The sequence below is a fragment of the Aeromonas piscicola genome (assembly GCF_000820005.1).
GTDB lineage: Bacteria > Pseudomonadota > Gammaproteobacteria > Enterobacterales > Aeromonadaceae > Aeromonas > Aeromonas piscicola.
Map to the genome: position 1 here is coordinate 39,051 of NZ_CDBL01000067.1, position 16,208 is coordinate 55,258.

The 16,208-nt window shown below is 60.9% G+C and carries 13 protein-coding genes; 3 read left to right on the top strand and 10 right to left on the bottom strand.

Features of this window, described 5'->3' with window-relative positions; translation table 11 throughout:
• Positions 1–380: 380 nt before the first annotated feature.
• A complete protein-coding gene (locus BN1128_RS16555; RefSeq protein ID WP_042870753.1) occupies positions 381–1,514 on the top strand; it encodes a GGDEF domain-containing protein in 1,134 nt (377 codons plus the stop codon).
• A 4-nt stretch (positions 1,515–1,518) separates the two neighbouring features.
• On the opposite strand, the gene uhpC is transcribed toward BN1128_RS16555, so the two are convergent.
• The 8 genes from uhpC to BN1128_RS16595 all read right to left on the bottom strand — a co-directional run bounded on the left by uhpC (position 1,519) and on the right by BN1128_RS16595 (position 10,195).
• Positions 1,519–2,862: an MFS transporter gene (gene uhpC, locus BN1128_RS16560; protein ID WP_042870755.1), complete on the bottom strand. Its 1,344-nt coding sequence runs from the start codon at positions 2,860–2,862 to the stop codon at positions 1,519–1,521.
• A gap of 24 nt (positions 2,863–2,886) precedes the next feature.
• Positions 2,887–4,407: a signal transduction histidine-protein kinase/phosphatase UhpB gene (uhpB, locus tag BN1128_RS16565; protein ID WP_042870757.1), complete on the bottom strand. Its 1,521-nt coding sequence runs from the start codon at positions 4,405–4,407 to the stop codon at positions 2,887–2,889.
• Positions 4,404–4,994: a response regulator transcription factor UhpA gene (uhpA, locus tag BN1128_RS16570; protein WP_042870759.1), complete on the bottom strand. Its 591-nt coding sequence runs from the start codon at positions 4,992–4,994 to the stop codon at positions 4,404–4,406. Before uhpA ends, uhpB begins: the two co-directional genes overlap by 4 nt.
• A 215-nt stretch (positions 4,995–5,209) precedes the next feature.
• Complete coding sequence (rnk, locus tag BN1128_RS16575) at positions 5,210–5,605, bottom strand: nucleoside diphosphate kinase regulator (RefSeq protein WP_042036507.1); 396 nt, start codon at positions 5,603–5,605, stop codon at positions 5,210–5,212.
• A 229-nt stretch (positions 5,606–5,834) separates the two neighbouring features.
• Positions 5,835–6,569, bottom strand: a complete 735-nt coding sequence (locus BN1128_RS16580) for a substrate-binding periplasmic protein (RefSeq protein ID WP_209428578.1) — start codon at positions 6,567–6,569, stop codon at positions 5,835–5,837.
• 80 nt (positions 6,570–6,649) lie between these two features.
• On the bottom strand, positions 6,650–7,333 hold the full coding sequence (locus BN1128_RS16585; protein ID WP_042870763.1) for a hypothetical protein: 684 nt from the start codon (positions 7,331–7,333) through the stop codon (positions 6,650–6,652).
• Between the two features lie 55 nt (positions 7,334–7,388).
• Complete coding sequence (locus tag BN1128_RS16590; RefSeq protein ID WP_042870875.1) at positions 7,389–8,780, bottom strand: alkaline phosphatase; 1,392 nt, start codon at positions 8,778–8,780, stop codon at positions 7,389–7,391.
• Between the two features lie 23 nt (positions 8,781–8,803).
• On the bottom strand, positions 8,804–10,195 hold the full coding sequence (locus BN1128_RS16595; protein WP_042870765.1) for an alkaline phosphatase: 1,392 nt from the start codon (positions 10,193–10,195) through the stop codon (positions 8,804–8,806).
• Between the two features lie 332 nt (positions 10,196–10,527).
• Between BN1128_RS16595 and ylqF the strand changes: the two genes are divergently transcribed.
• Positions 10,528–11,478 (top strand): ribosome biogenesis GTPase YlqF, encoded by a 951-nt coding sequence (gene ylqF, locus BN1128_RS16600; RefSeq protein WP_042870767.1) that lies wholly within the window; start codon positions 10,528–10,530, stop codon positions 11,476–11,478.
• Positions 11,479–11,720: 242 nt separating this feature from the next.
• Here ylqF and BN1128_RS16605 read toward each other — a convergent pair whose 3' ends face one another.
• Together BN1128_RS16605 and dinG are read right to left on the bottom strand one after the other, a co-directional pair.
• Positions 11,721–12,380 carry a YccT family protein gene (locus tag BN1128_RS16605; protein ID WP_042870769.1) on the bottom strand — a complete coding sequence of 220 codons (660 nt, stop codon included), beginning with the start codon at positions 12,378–12,380 and terminating at the stop codon, positions 11,721–11,723.
• A gap of 174 nt (positions 12,381–12,554) precedes the next feature.
• Positions 12,555–14,627, bottom strand: coding sequence for an ATP-dependent DNA helicase DinG (dinG, locus tag BN1128_RS16610; protein ID WP_042870771.1), 2,073 nt, complete (start codon positions 14,625–14,627; stop codon positions 12,555–12,557).
• A 382-nt stretch (positions 14,628–15,009) separates the two neighbouring features.
• Here dinG and BN1128_RS16615 point away from each other — a divergent pair, with 382 nt between their 5' ends.
• A complete protein-coding gene (locus BN1128_RS16615) occupies positions 15,010–16,065 on the top strand; it encodes a porin (RefSeq protein ID WP_042870774.1) in 1,056 nt (351 codons plus the stop codon).
• Positions 16,066–16,208: the final 143 nt, after the last annotated feature.

Here is a 16,208-nt window from a genome sequence, read left to right on the forward strand (position 1 = left end):
AAAGCCCCATATGAGATTCCATTTCCTGTGTGCTGAGTGAAAAATGTACCAAATTCCGATTGTGCCAGATGACTCAATAGGTTAGTGGCGCTTTTTCCCCGTGACTGCACTCATAAAATCACACGAAAACAACATATCTATCTAATGGAGCGGGTTCAAGTCCAAAATGCCCGCGGGACACTTTGTTACACCGGACCCTTTCATCAGCAGTGTCAAACGTTACTCACCTTCCGGTGGGTTGCAGGAGAGGGATTCTTATGGGGCATTTTCAGCGTAATTTTATGCAACAAGTGAACTTTTATTGAGGATTTAGTCAGACACCACTGGGTCTTGTTTTGCGCTTCAAATATACTCAGTTACCTTCGTTTAGTGGCACGGGTATGGACGCCTCAATACTGCTCAAGCTGGATGTATTCACCCTCATGATCATGGCCCTGGGTGGCTACAGTCTCGGTTTTATCACCCTCTCCATCATATGGTCGACCCACAGGGAGATCCCCGGACTCGGACTCTGGTGGTGGTCGAGCCTGTGCGCCCTGGCGGCCCAGAGTCTCTTCACCCTGCAGGCCTTCATGCCCAATCTGGCGGGGATCTGGCTGGCCAACCTGCTGATCACCGTCTGCCTCGCCCTGATGCCGCTGGCGTTGCAGCGCTTTTTCGGCAAGCCCCTCAGCTGGCGCGCCACCGCCCTGTTCATGCTGATCTATGTGCTGATCCTGAGCTGGAGCATCTTGTTCAACGAACAGATGGCGCCCCGGGTATTGCTGGCCTGCCTGAGCTACATGGTGTTGGGGGCCGTGATAGTGCTGCTCATCTGGCGGTATGGCTATCCTGCCTACCTGCCCGCCGTGCTGGTGTTCACCGTGGTCAATATTCTGCTATATGGCTTGAACCTGATGCGGATGGGGTTTCTGCTGCAGGGGGATGCCCGGGTGCTGATGGATCAGAGCGGTGTCAACGTGCTGCCCTTTCTCTCCATGCTGATGGGCAGTTACCTTTCCACCTTCGGGGTGCTGCTGCTCTGTACCCAGTACCGGGCGCTGGCGCTGCGTCAGCAGGCCAGTCATGATTCCCTGACCGGTCTGCTGAACCGGCGCGGTTTCATGGAGCGGATGGCTGCGCGGCGGGCGAGCGAATTTGGTGCCCTGGCGGTGCTGGATCTGGATGATTTCAAGCAGATCAACGATCGCCACGGCCACGAGGCGGGGGACCGGGTGCTGACGGCCGTCGGTGCCTATCTCGGCGCTCAGTCTGAACTGGTGGCCAGCCGTTTTGGTGGGGAAGAGTTCATCTTGCTGCTGCCCAGGGAGGATGAACAAGCCCAGCAGGCGCGCTGCGAGCAGATATTGCAGGATCTGGCTGCGCTGGAGCTGGACGGCATCGGCATCACGGTCAGCATGGGGCTGGCGCGCTGCCAGCACGACTGGCATTTCGACAGCCTGTTCAGCCAGGCCGATGGCGCCCTCTATCAGGCCAAGCGGGAGGGCAAAAACCGGATCTGCCGACTGGCCTGATGCCTCAAGGCACTAACTCCGCTTCCGGCGCCTGGATGCGCGGCGCCTGGGCCTTGAGGAAGGGGAGCAGCAACAGGGCCGAGACCCCGGCCGCCACCGAGATCACCACGAAGAAGCCGTTCCAGTGCCAGATCTCCATCACTTTGGCCAGCGGATAACCCGACAGCGCCGCCCCCATGTAGGCGAACAGGCCGACGAAGCCGGTGGCGGCCCCCGCCGAATTTTTGTGGGAGCACTCCGCCGCCGCCATGCCGATCAGCATCTGGGGGCCGAACACGAAGAAGCCGATGGTGAAGAAGCAGGCCGCCTGCATCACATAGCTGAAGAAGGGCATCAGCCAGAGCGACCCCACCGCCAGCAGTATCCCCACCGCGAAGATGAGGTTCATCGGCCCGCGGTTGCCGTTGAACAGCTTGTCCGATCCCCAGCCCGCCACCAGGGCGCCGATAAAGCCCCCCACCTCAAACATCGAAATGGCCGAGTTGGCGCTCATCAGGTTGAAGCCGCGCTGCTCCGTCATGTAGAGATTGCCCCAGTCGTTGATGGCGGTGCGTACCACGTAGACCAGCACGTAGCAACAGGCCAGCAGCCAGATGTAGGGGTTGCCGAGCACGTATTTGCGCAGGATCTGGCGAGGAGAGAGGCCCGCATCCTGAGTCTGCTGGGCGATCTCTAGCGCATCCTGGCGCCACTCGCCGACCGTGGGCAGCCCCATGGCACTCGGGGTGTCCCGCAGCCGCCAGCAGAGGAACAAGCCGGTCAGAATGGCGATGACGCCGGGCACTATCATGCCGTAGCGCCAGCCGTGTTGCAGGGCTATGGTGCTGACGATGAGCGGGATCAGGGCCCCGCCCACGTTGTGGGCCGTGTTCCAGGCCGACCACCAGAAGCCGCGCTCGGTGCGCGAATACCAGCTGGTGAGCAGCTTGGAGCAGGGTGGCCAGCCCCAGCCCTGGAAGAAGGCGTTGGCGACCCAGAGTGCCGCGAACAGCCAGAGGGATGACGAGAGGCCGAACAGTATGTTGATGACGCCGGTGGCCATCAGCCCCAGCCCCATGAAGTAGCGCGGGTTGGCGCGGTCGCTGATGATGCCGGAGAAGAACTTGGAGCAGCCGTAGGTGATGTAGAACAGGGTCCACAGCATGCCGATGTCGGACTTGTCCAGCATGCCGTCCGCCAGCATGTCCGGCATGGCGAAGTTGAAGCTCTTGCGGGTGAAGTAGAAGACCGCATAGCCCAGGTACATGGTCAGCAGAATATGCAGCCGCCAGTGACGATAGCTGGCATCGATCTCGGCCTGATCGCGGATGAGCGGCTGGGGCGGCGCGCTTCTCATAAAGCTCAGCATGCAGGGCCTCGCTGGATAAGGGGGTCAGCCATGACGCTCCTCCCGTTTGCGATTGGGCAGGGCCACGGTCAGCTGGGTGCCGTGGATGCAGGAGAGTTGCAGGCTGCCGCCGAGGGCCTGCACCCGCTCTCGTATGCCGAGCAGGCCATATCCCTGGGGCGAGCTGTGCTCCGGCAGGCCGCAGCCGTCATCCTCCAGCAACAGCAGCAAGCGCTCGGCCTGGCGATGGGCGCGAATGGTGACCGAGCTGGCGTTGGCGTGTTTGACCACGTTGTTGAGCCCCTCCTGACAGACCCTAAACAGGGTGACCCGCTGGGCGTCGGAGAGCCCCTCGTCCGCCAGCTGCCACTCGAGCCGGGTGACGATACCGCGGCGCTCCAGCTCAAGTTCCCGCAGCAGGCCGCGTACCGCCTGCTCCAGGCTCATGTCGTCGAGCTGACGGGGGCGCAGGCGACCGAGCAGGCCGCGTACCGCATCGTAGATGCCGAGCGACAGGGTTTCGATGAGGGCGCTGCTCTGGCCGACCCCGGCGTTGTCCGGCGCGAGACGCCGCACTATGCCGGCCTGGGTGCGGATGGCTGTGATGGTCTGGCCTATGTCGTCGTGCAGCTCGCGAGCTACCTCCTTGCGAATGCTCTCTTCTGTCTCCAGCAGCCGCTCTGTGAGCTGGCGGTTGTGGGCGAGCTGGCGGGTCAGCGCCTGATTGAGTTCGCGCTGGCGCTGAATGCCCGCCCCCAGCAGCAGGCCGGTCAGGCTCTGGGCCAGCAGGGAGAGCAGCAGATCCAGCGGGTGTTCGTGCCAGGCCTGGCCCGCCATCAGGGCGACCGTGTTCATCAGGGTGGCGAGCAGAGCCCCCTGCCAGCCGTAGCGCCAGGCCATGGCCATGATGGGAATGGCGAGGCAAAACGGGGTGAAGCGCACCAGCGAGTCAGGCAGGCCGAGCTGCAGCCAGAGGCTCAGCACGAACAGCAGCAGATACCAGACCAGATGACGAAAGCGCCAGTCTACCGGTTGATCCACCAGTGCCGGCCCGAGCGGCACCCAGGTGGCGCGGGTAAGGTAGTGCCAGATCAGCATGCAGGTGGAGGTGAGGGTCAGGCCGCCGGTCAGGGTGAGCAGCAGGGCGGTGAGGCCGTCTTCCCCGGCCAGATGCCAGAGCAGGGATTGCAGCAGCGCCGCCACGGTGACGGTGGCGAGCAGCACCAGCAGCTGTTGCCAGTCGTTGCGCACCTGCTGGCGGCGGGCGATGAGCAGCGGCAGCAGGGTGAGCAGGCTGCCCGCCTGGATCAGCTGCCACAGCGGCAGCCCTACCTCCTGATTGAGCCAGTAGAGCAGCAGGGATTCACACAGCAGCAGCGGCGGCCAGTAGGCGATCGGGCTTTGCAGCAACAGGCCCAGGCGCAGGCCAAACGGGAACAGCAGCGCCGCCAGTATGGGGGATCCCGCCAGATGCAGGCTGATGCTCCACAGGCAAAACCAGCCGGCGGCAAAGATGAAGCAGGCCGCCAGCGAGATGGCGACATAGCTGGCAAGGCGGGGGATCACCAGCTGTCCAGCATGCGGTGGGCCAGCTCCACGTTGTTGCTGACTTTCAGTTTGTCCATCAGGTTGGCGCGGTGCACGTGCACCGTCTTGGGGGAGAGGCCGAGCTGTTCGGCGATGGCTTTGACTTCGAGCCCCCGCGCCAGCAGCTGCGCCACTTCCCGCTCCCGGTTGGTGAGGGGATCCTGGTTGTTGCAGGCCAGCTTGTGGGCTATGTCCGGGGTCAGATAACAACCACCGTGGGCGGCGGTGCGCACCGCCGCGATCAGCTCGTCAGGGCTGCAACGTTTGGAGAGGAAGCCCTTGGCACCTGCTTGCAAGGCCTGTTCGATCAACGCCGGACTGTCGTGCACCGACAGCATCACCACGGCGAGGCCGGAGGGGAGGCACTTGAGCAGGTCCAGCCCGGATTGATCCGGCATTGAGATGTCGCACACGCACAGCTGCACGCCGCTGCCTGGCAACCCGGCGAGGGCGTCGGCGGCCGAGCCGAATTCGGCCACGACCTTGAGGTCTGGCTCGAGATTGAGCAATTGGGCAAAACCGGAGCGGACGATCTGGTGATCGTCGATGAGGGCAATCTTTATCATGATGTCAGCCTGAAATCTGCGGCCAGGGTGCTGGCGCGGCCAACAAGATACCTGCCACCTCGCTCGGGCTCAAGAGGAAGGGCGCATTGTGGTCAGTATGGTGGGCGCTTCTGCCCCAAAGTTTGATCGGGATCAGGAAGGGGGCGGCTTGGGTCGGGGCAGGGAGAACACGCGCCGTCCCCCGTGGTGCTCGGGTCGGCGCGTGCCCGTGGCGGCTAGCGGTGCAGCTCGCCCGCCCGTTCCGGCTGATAGACCACTTCCAGGATCTCGACCTGGATGGTGCGACCGGCGGGTCCCGGCCAGGCGATGCTGTCGCCCACCTTCAGCCCCAGCAGGGCGCTGCCGACCGGTGCCAGCACGGAGATTTTGGACTCATCCCCCTGCACATCCTTCGGATAGACCAGGGTCAGGCAGAAGTCGTTGCCGCTGCTCTGCATCTTGAAGCGCACTGTGCTGTTCATGGTCACCACGTCCGGTGGCATGTCGGCCGGCTCGCGCATCTCGGCGCGGTCCAGCTCCTCCTGCAATGCCAGGTGCTGCGGGTGGTTGCCGAGCAGTTGTTCGATGCGATCGAGATCCAGGCTGGAAATCACGAGATTAGGTCTTTGCATAAGATATTCCTTATCAATGGGTCATATGACCAGGATGGCGGGCAAGCTGGTCGCAAAAGGGGGTCGATACGAAAAAACAGATCGGGAACGCATGCCCCCGAACGACTCGCTGTCAGGGGCGAGGGCGGGGGCTCAACGGGGTGTGAGCTGGCTTGGAAAAATCATGAACGCTTTCATGGGGATACCATAACCATTCTGGACTGTTTTGGCAATTATCCTGATAGGCTTGTCAGGGGGCCTGATAATCGTACTGCTTGATGATGCGCGCCAGGCTGCCATCGTCGCGCATGGCCATAATGGTCTTGCGCCAGCGCAGCGCGTCGGCAGGGGGAAAGTGGGGGCTGGCGGCAAGGTAGAGGGCCGTCTGTTGCAGGGTGTCGCCGCGCACCAGATCCGTCAGCGGCAAGCCGGTCTGCTGCTGATTGTAACGGGCGCTGTTCCAGGCCACGGCCCAGCCCTGAATGCGATCCAGCGCCAGCTTGCTGGCATTGCTGACCTCCTCGGCTACCACATCCTGTTTCACCTGGCCAAGCGGCTGGATCAGGCTCTGGCCATAGGATCCGCGCATCACCCCTATGGTCAGGCCGGGCAGCGCCTTGACCGAAAGTGGCTCGGGGTGGTGTTGGCGATGGCTGACCAGCACGAAGGCTTCGTCCAGCAGGGGTGCGATCCAGAGAAACAGGGGCTCGCGCTGGGGGCTTTTGACCGGTGGTACCAGCAATACGTTCTGGCGATGACGGGTCTGGCTGAGGGCGCGGGCCAGCGGCATCAGCTCTATGGTCAGCGGCTCCTTGAGGCGGCGGGCGGCTTCCTCCAGCACTTCTATTGCCATGCCGCTCGGGGCGCCCTGATAGGAGCGGATGACATAAGGGGGGATCTCGGCCGCGATGACCACAACGGCATGGGCCTGAATGGCCGGAAAGAGAAAGCTGCAGCACAGCAGCATGAGAACGGGAATGCGCATAGGAGACCGGATCAGGGATGAGTACACAGAGTGTAACATCCCGTTACCGCAAGTCAGCTCACCCCATTCAGGGTGGCGCGTCAGTCGAAGAAATCCCTCAGATCCAGCGTCTGGTAGCCTTCCAGCTGCTGCCAGGGCAGCTGTTTTGGCAAGGGCTTGAGGGTCACCTCCATCCGGTAGCTGCGATAGCCGTCCAGGCTTGCCGACTCCACCACCAGCGGCAATTGCCAGCGGCTCGACCAGAGGATGCGGGTGCGCTGCTTGCCCTCGCGCCCTTCATACCAGCGCGCCTGCTCGGGGGCGGCTTCATCAAGGGGCGTCATCCCTTGCAGCAGGGCCGGGTTGACGAGGTAGCGGATCCGCTCCCAATCCGGTTTGAATGCCACCTGGCCATACTCTTCCTCCGGCACCTCCACCAGCTGGTTGTGCCAGCTGTCGGCGTAGCGCAGTTGCAGCTCCCCCTGTGCGTCGCGGGTTACCCAGCGCGCCGCCATCTGATGGGTGAAGTGCTTGTGGCCCGGGTTGGCATCATGGGTGGCGTGATAGGCGCGTGCCAGCGGCAGCGGGATGAGCCGCTGGCTCCACACCTGGTTGCCGACTCGTATCCACTTCTCCTGCCAGCTGTTTTCCTTGGCGATGCCATCGCTGCTGGTGACCCTGTCGTGATAGCTGATCCGGGCGGCCAGATCGGGGGTCTCCTCGGCATGAGCCTGAAAGGAGAGGGCGCTGCCAAGCAGCCATAACGGAAGTAACAGTCGCATCATGCTTGATCGCTCGAAAGAGCAGGGGCCCGGGTTCAGGAACCCGGTCCCCTGCAGCTTACAGGCCGAGCGCCTCCCGCAGTTTGCCGAACACTCGGGTATTGTCGAGCGTGCCCTTGAAGCGGCTGCTGCCGGCGCCGTCCGCGAACAGCATCACATCGCCGCCGCCGTGGGTCTCGGAGCCCAGCTTGACGCCCGTCTCCTGCAGGTAGTCGTCCGCCATCACCTCATCGCTGGTGAGGGGGGGACGCACCGCCGGGCGGTTGGGGCCGTTGCCAAACACCAGCGTCGTGAAGGGCTTGCCATCCACGTCGTTCTGGGTCGAGCCGTCGGCGTTCTTGACCAGATCCAGCACCTTGTTGCCCTTGGCGGAGTAGCCGTTGATGGTCATGGTGTGGTCGTGGTCGGCGGTGACCACAATCAGGGTATCTTTCAAGTCCACCTTGCCGAGCGCCGTCTTGACCGCTTCATCCAGCGCCACCGCATCGGTGAGGGAACGCTTGGCATTGGTGCCGTGCAGGGCGTGGTCTATGCGCCCCCCTTCCACCATCAGGAAGTAGCCTTGGCTGTTCTGGCTTAGCAGATCGATCGCCTTGGCAGTCATCTCCGACAGGGACGGCTGGGTATTGGCCGCCCCCTTGGCGACGCGGTCTAGTTCGTAGTCGAGGTGGGACTTGGCGCTGAACAGGCCGAGCAGTTTGCCACTGCTGACCTTGGCCAGATCGCTCTGGGTGGTGACATAGCTGTACCCCTGGGCGGTCAGCTCGGCGGTGAGATCCCGCCCATCGGCGCGGCCGCCCTTGTTGCTGGCGCTGTAGGGGGTCCAGTGGTTGGCTCCTCCCCCCATCAGCACGTCCACCCCGTCCCCGAGCGCGGCGTTGAAGCCGGCACCGCCCGGCACCGCCTGCTCGGCGATGGCATAGGCGGCATCCCGGTGGCAGATATGGGCGTAGGTCGCAGCCGGGGTGGCGTGGGTCAGCTCAGTGGTGGTGACGGCGCCGACCGACTTGCCCGCCGCCTTGGCCAGCTCCAGTATGCTGGGCACAGGCGTGCCGTTGTCGCTGCTGCAGTTGTTGATGCCCTTGTTGCCGTTGGCATCCTTGCCCGGAGCGACCGCCTTGGTGTCGCTGCTCATGGCGATCACCTCGTTGTTCATCTTGACGCCCGTGGTGTAGGCCGCCATGGAGGGGGCCGAATCCGTGGTCTGGGCATCATTGGAGAAGGTCTTGATACGGGCGCTGCGTGGCAGCTTCATCATCTCCAGGTTGCCCTCTTCACCCACCTTGAACAGGCGGGTGGCGGTGAGCACCGTGGGGCCCATGCCGTCACCGATAAACAGGATGACGTTTTTGGCATCGCTGGCCTGGGCCTGGGCAAAGGAGCCGAGGGCGGTGAGCAAGGCGGTGCAGACGAGGGTTCTGTGCAGGTTGTTTTTCATGGTTCTTTTCATGGCTCCTTTCATGGGAATGCTCCTTACAGCCCGGCTGCAGCCTTGACCTTGCCAAAGACGGCGGTGTTGTCGAGTGAGCCGTGGAAGCTGTCCGCTCCCTGGCCGATGGCGCCGAGGAAGACATCGGTGCCGCCGTGGGTCTCGTTGCCGATCTCGCCCACCTTGACCACCACCTCCTGGTGATAGTCGTTGGCGGAGACGGTGGCGTCATCCAGCGCGGCGACGTTGCTGCGCGGGCCATCCACCCGGTTGTAGCCGTTGCCAAAGCCGATGATGGTGTAGGGCATGCCATCGCTATCCTTGCTCGGTTCGCCTGTCTCGTAGTTCCTCACCAGCCCGAGCACGCCCGGGTTGTCGGCCGTGGTCTTGCCGGTGCGCTTGGCATAGCCGTTGAGCACCAGCGTGTGGTCATGGTCGGCGGTGACCACGATCAGGGTGTTTTTCAGCTCGGGGTCGGTCTTCTTTACCTCGTCGATGGCGGCTTTGATGGCGTTGTCGAAGGCGAGGGTATCCTGCAGCGCACGCTTGGCGTTGGTGTCGTGCAGGGCGTGATCGATGCGTCCCCCTTCCACCATCAGGAAGTAGCCCTTCTCTTTATCCTTGAGCTGCTTGATGGCAGCCAGGGTCATCTGGGTAAGGGAGGGCTCGCTGGCCGGTCTGTCCAGGTCATATTTCATGTGGCTCGCCCCAAACAGCCCCAGCAGCGGCTTGCCCGCCTCGGCCTTGTTCAGCTCGTCTAGGTTGCTGGCGAACTGGTAGCCCTTGGCCTGCATCTCGCTGATGAGGTTGCGGCCATCCTCCCGCTTGCCCTTGTCGGCTTTTGGCAGGAAGAAGCCGCTGCCACCGCCGAGCACCACATCCAGCCCCTCTTTCAGAGCGCCGTTATAACCGGTGCCGCCTGGCACCAGCTGGGCGGCGATGTCATTTTCCAGATCCCGGTTGCAGATGTGGGCATAGGTGGCGGCCGGGGTGGCGTGGGTGACCCGGGTGCTGGTGACCACACCAGTGCCGCGGCCATCAGCCTTGGCCAGCTCCAGCAGTGTGGTGACCGGCTTGCCGGCACTCTTTCTGCAGTCGCTCTCATAGGTGGCATCGCCGTCCATGCTGATGACACCGTTGTTGCTCTTGACCCCGGTCATGTAGGCCGCCATGGAAGGCGCGGAATCTGTGACCTGGGAGTCGTGGGAGAAGGTCTTGATGAAGGCCGTCTCCGGCAGGTTGTCTATGGTGAGACTGCCCTCTTCCCCGACGGCATAGATGCGGGCCGCGGTCAGGGTGTTGAGGCCCATGCCGTCACCGAGGAAGAAGATGACGTTTTTGGCGCCTGGCGCCGGGCTGTCGCTGTCGTTGTTGGAGTTGCAGCCGGCGGCCAGGGCGGCGCCGATCATCAATGCAAGTCCTGCCATTTTTCTCATTGGGGTTCGCTCCTTGTAAAACCTGAGCGAAGCCTAGAGGGATCAGATGACACTTTTAGTGGTTGTCGATGACAATCCGGTGAAGGCTGGGCTTGAATGTTATGTTGTATCAATCAGTTATCTGCAAAGACCAATCGAATGAACCCCGGGTTTGCGCTGGCGGCAAGGGGGGGACGATCCTTGGTGGTTTGCGCTCATGGGGCTAGAATAGCCTGTCAAATCCGGGCATCAGCAGGTAAAATACGCCCCCTTGCGACGCCTGACGTCCGCCATTGCCCGCCGCTCGTTCCATAGCAAGCCAGCGCCCGCAGCCCCTACAGAGAGTAACGGATATGTCCATCAACTGGTTCCCCGGCCACATGCACAAGGCCCGCAAAGAGATTGCCGAGGTCATGCCCCAGGTCGATGTCATCATAGAGATGCTCGATGCCCGCATCCCCTTCTCCAGCGAAAACCCGCTGGTGCCCGAGTTGCGCGGTGATACCCCTGTTATCAAGGTGCTGAACAAGGCCGATCTCGCCGACCCCGAGATCACGGCGCTGTGGGTGGCCCACATGGAAAAGGAGAAGGGGATCAAGGCGCTGCCGCTGACCCAGCAGGAGCCGGAGAAGATCAAGCAACTGCTGACCCTGTGCCACGAGATGCTGCCGGAGCGCAACTTTGACCTGCGCGGAGTGCGCGCCATGATCATGGGCATTCCCAACGTGGGCAAATCCACCCTGATCAATACCCTGGCCGGGCGCATCATCGCCAAGACTGGCAACGAGGCGGGGGTAACCAAGTCCCAGCAGCGGATCAAGCTCGACAACAACGTCATCCTGACCGATACCCCGGGTTTCTTGTGGCCCAAGCTCAACCCGCCCTCCTGCGGCTATCGGCTGGCGATCACCGCTGCCATCAAGGACACGGTATTCGACTACGCCGACATCGCCATGTTTGCCGCCGATTACTTCATCAAGGCCTATCCGGAGCGTGTCAAGGCGCGCTACCAGATAACTGATCTGCCGGAAACCGAGATTGAGTTGCTGGAGCTGATCGCCCGCCAGCGCGCCTTCATGCGCAAAGGTGGCCTGGCCGATCTGCACAAGGCGTCCGAGATCCTGGTGAACGAGTTTCGCGCAGGCTTCTTGGGTCGCATCTCGCTGGAAACCCCCGAGATGGTGAGCGCCGAGATAGTGGCGGCCGAAGAGGATGCGGCGCAGAAGGCCAAGGAGAAGGCCGAACGTGAAGATGAGCGTCAGGCTCGCGCCCGCCGCAAGTACGCCCGCAAGCGTCAAAAGTAGGCATCAGTCGTCACTGCGCTGTCGACTGGCGAAGCGTTACCGGACGGCGTCAAACCATCCGGATGGGCCAAGAGAAGATCAAAACGAGATAAACAGGCAAGAGGTGACCCCGGGGTCGCCTCTTGCTTTATGGGGTCAGGAAAATGGCTTCAGCCAAGACGATTGCGCGCTGCCTCAAACGGTGGATATGAAGAAGGGGAGCCAGGCTCCCCTTCTTGCACAAGATGGCATTCAATACGCCATTACTGCTGCTGAATAACCCAGATCTGGAAGGCTTTGCGGGTTTCTGCATCGGCCTTGTTGTACCAGCTCTGCAGCTGGGTCAGGGCTTCCGGATTGCTCTGTGCTTTGCTCGGTGCAACTTGTACCGGTGCGCTGGCGGCGGCCATGACGGCAGCGCTGGAGACGGCGACCGTGGCCGGCTGGTTGAAGGCCTTGCCCATGCCCAGCAACTCTTGCTGATAGTCACGGGTCAGCTGGAAGCCTTCTACTTTCGGCAGCACGAACTGCTCGCTGGCCACGACTTGACCGCTGCTCTTGTCTTTCAGGACCACTTTTTGATCCTTGACGAACTGTTTGGCTTCGGTTTCGTTGCGCGGTTTTTTGTAGTCCAGCACCAGTTTTTGGTTGTCGGCGACGGTGAAGTTGATCACCAGCGGCTCTGCGGTCACCAGCTTGATGTCGCTGCGGCTGGAGTAGTTGCCTTCGAAGGCGACGACCAGCTGATGATCACCCGCCTTGATGGGGAAGGTGTTGGTCTTGTCGAGCAGCTTGGGATTGATGGACTGACCATCGATCAGCTGGACGATATAAGGGTTGGTGACTTCCAATTGGGCATCGGCCAGGGCACTACCTGCCCACAACAGACCAGCCAGGGCCGGCACCAGAACAGTCAGTTTCATTTCATCTCCTTGAACAGTCAGGCGAGTGCCCACTGAAAAACAGGGGCTCATTTTTACAGGTTTGCCCAAGGGCAGCAATAGGCGTTTATGACGCCATGGATTGGCCCGGCTGCCCATCTTTCTATCAAAAGGGGTATGTGCCAGTCGGCCCTGCTCCCGCCGGGTGTCAGAACCCTATTCAATCCGGCGGCTGAACGGCGGCAAGGCATCGAGCAGTCCCTTGCCGTAGCGCTTGGTCAGCAGACGCCGGTCGAGTATGGTGACCCGGCCCCTGTCTGCTTCCTTGCGAATGAGGCGACCGCAGGCCTGAATGAGCTTGCGGGAAGCTTCCGGCACCGTCAGCTGCAGGAATGGATTGCCGCCCCGTTTCTCGACCCACTCGGCGGTGGCCTCTTCCACCGGCGAGTTGGGCACCGCGAAGGGCAGCTTGGTGATCACCAGATTGGTGAGGTAGTGGCCGGGCAGGTCCAGCCCCTCCGAGAAGCTGCCGGTGCCAAACAGTATGCTGGCCTGGCCACCGTCGCACTTTTGCTTGTGCAGGGTGAGCAGGGCATTGCGGGAGGCTTCTCCCTGCACCAGCAAGGAGAGCCCCTTGGCTCGTAGCCCCACCGCCACCTCGTTCATCTGCCGGTAGGAGGAGAAGAGCACCAGGCTCGCCTCCTTGCCAGCCAGCAGGCGGGGCAGGGCACTGATGAGCTCCTGGGTGAAGGCGGGGGAGCTGGGCTCATGCTCCATCTTGGGTAGATAGAGCTCGGCTTTCTGATAGTCAAACGGGGAGCGCAGACGCAGATAACGGGTGCCGTCGTGCTCTTTCAGCCCGACTTGGTGACGAAAATAGCTGAACGAAGAGAGGGCTGTGAGGGTGGCTGATACCAGCACGGCACCCAGACACCTGGACCAGAGCCACTCTTCCAGCAGATAACCCACCTCGATGGGAGAGGCGTGCAACCAGATGTCGCCGTCGTCGCTCTTGGCCATCCAGCGTGCGAGCGGTGTCTTGCCCTCGGGCACATGGCGTCCCAGCATCTCCCACAAGGCGCAGAAACTCTCCAGCCGCTGCAGGTGAAAACCGGTTTCCGCCAACAGTGGCTCGGCCTCCTTGCGACGGATCTCGCCATCTTTCAGCGCTTCACCGATGGCTCCCTGCATTCGATCCAGTGCCCGCAACGCTTTCTTGCTCGCCTCTTTCAGGTTTTCCGCCAGCATGGGCAGGGGGTCTGGCAGCACGCCTTCGGCGAATCGATAGTGTGCCTCGTCATTGAACAGCCGATCGTTGGCGCTGAGCCACTGCTCCAGCGCCTTCAGATCCGGTTGCAGAGAGGCCAGCGCATCCTGCAGCTTCAACTGCGGGTCGAGCAAGCTGTCCTTGTTCAGTGTCCTGGCCAGCTTGCCGGCACTCTGTACCAGCTTCTCTAGCCAGCGACGGGAGCCCTTGACGCTGGCCGAGGCGGCGCCGTGATCCCGGGCTATGGTGGGCAGGTGATGAGCCTCGTCCAGCACATAGAGACACTCATCGGGGGGCGGTAATATGATGCCTCCACCCATGGTGAGATCAGAGAGCAACAGGGCATGGTTCACCACCAGCACATCGGCGGCATCCATGTCGTTGCGGGCGCGGTGGAAGGGGCAGTGCTGATGATGGCTCAGCGCCTTGTTGCAGGTGTGGCGGTCGGCAGCGATGCGATCCCAGCACAGATCCGGGATGGGTTTGGGCCAGTTGTCCCGGTCGCCATCCCATTTCCCGTCCGTATAGGCCTGCCAAAGCGCCTGATAGCGCTCCTTGTCAGAATCTGACGGCTTGTGTTTGCTTAAGCTACCGAAATCGAGCTCGAAGTTGGCCATCTCGGTGCCGCTTGCCGCTTGTTCAAGCAGATGTTCGCAGCAGTAACGCTGACGCCCCTTGACCAGCATGAAACGAAACGGCAGCTCACTGTGGCGGTGATAAAAGGGCAGGTCCTTGTGGATCAGTTGCTCCTGCAACGCGACGGTAGCGGTGGAGATCACCAGCTTCTTCTGGGTCAGGCGAGCCACCGGGATGGCACCCTGGGCATAGGAGAGAGATTTGCCGATGCCGGTGCCGGCCTCCGCCACCAGGATGCGACGCTGCTTGTCATATTCCCCTGTCAGAGTCTTGGCTATCTCCGCCACCAGAAAATTCTGCTCCTTGCGCGGCACAAAACCGGGTAAACCATCGGCGATTTGACGATAGGTATTGCGAATGGCGGCTTTGAGGCGGGTAGACAGCATGAAAGAAAAGACCGTTGCGGGGGGGCGAAGAAAGACAGGATACCCGTAACTGCCAACCCGGGTCGAGGTATGGTGCAACGCACAGATCAGACCTCTTCTTCTATTTATAGGGCGAACCCTCGCTACTGTGCGATAAATCACCAATATTGCGCGATAAGGCCAGCCATTATCGCTGTAAACGTTTTCCCAAGAGGGGCAAACAATGTGGGATTCAGGTCACAAATTTTCCGCTATGACTATGCTTTTCGTAAAAAGTTCCAAGTTTTTTCATTGCGGATTGGAAAACCCGGTGCTAGTCTCGGCCCCATAGTGATGCAAAGAACATCGCTAACACAGGGAATAACAACAACTTAGTGTTTAATTACAGTAGGCATTGGAAACTATGAAAAAGACAATTCTGGCTATTGCTATCCCGGCTCTGTTTGCATCCGCCGCTAACGCTGCAGTGATCTATGACAAAGACGGTACCACTTTTGACGTATACGGCCGTGTACAGGCTAACTACTACGGTGACACCAACGAAGCTGACTCTACCGCTGCTTCTGGTTACAAAGATGTTGATGGTGAGCTGAAAGGTTCTTCCCGTCTGGGTTGGTCCGGCAAGATTGCTCTGAACAACACCTGGTCCGGTATCGCCAAGACCGAGTGGCAAGTTTCTGCTGAAAACTCCGCCAACAAGTTTGACTCCCGTCACATCTACGTTGGTTTCGATGGCACCCAGTACGGCAAGGTTATCTTCGGTCAGACCGATACCGCCTTCTACGACGTACTGGAGCCGACCGATATCTTCAACGAGTGGGGCAGCGAAGGTAACTTCTATGACGGTCGTCAAGAAGGCCAGGTCATCTACTCCAACGCCATCGGCGGTTTCAAGGGCAAAGTGTCCTATCAAACCAACGATGACCAAGCTGTGAAAGTGGCAGACGTTGCTGGTGGCATCAAGACTACTGTTTTCCCGGACGTGAAGCGTAAGTATGCTTATGCTGCTGCTGTCGGTTATGACTTCGACTTCGGCCTGGGCTTCAACGGTGGTTATGCTTACTCCGACCTGGAAGGCAAAACCACAGACGCTAGCGGCAAGAAATCCGAGTGGGCGCTGGGCGCACACTACGCCATCAACGGCTTCAACTTCGCCGGTGTTTACACCCAGGCTGAAGTGAAGAACGACACCACTGGCTACAAAGATGAAGGCCGTGGTTACGAACTGGCTGCTACCTACAACGTTGATGCCTGGACCTTCCTGGCCGGCTACAACTTCAAAGAAGGTAAAGAGAATGCCAACCTGAGCGGTTCTTCCTACGAAGACCTGATGGATGCCACTCTGCTGGGCGTACAGTACTCCTTCACTTCCAAGCTGAAAGCCTACACCGAATACAAAATCAACGGTGTTAGCGGCAAGGATGACGACTTCACTGTTGCCCTGCAATACAACTTCTAATCCAGTCTTAGCACTGATTTAGTTGATAAACGGCCAAGCTTGCTTGGCCGTTTTGTTTTATCTGCTGCCTGTCATTTCATTGCCCGCTTTCGCCCGCGTTAATCACTTCCCTTTGACCTCTTTGGCCTGCGCCAGCTCACGTT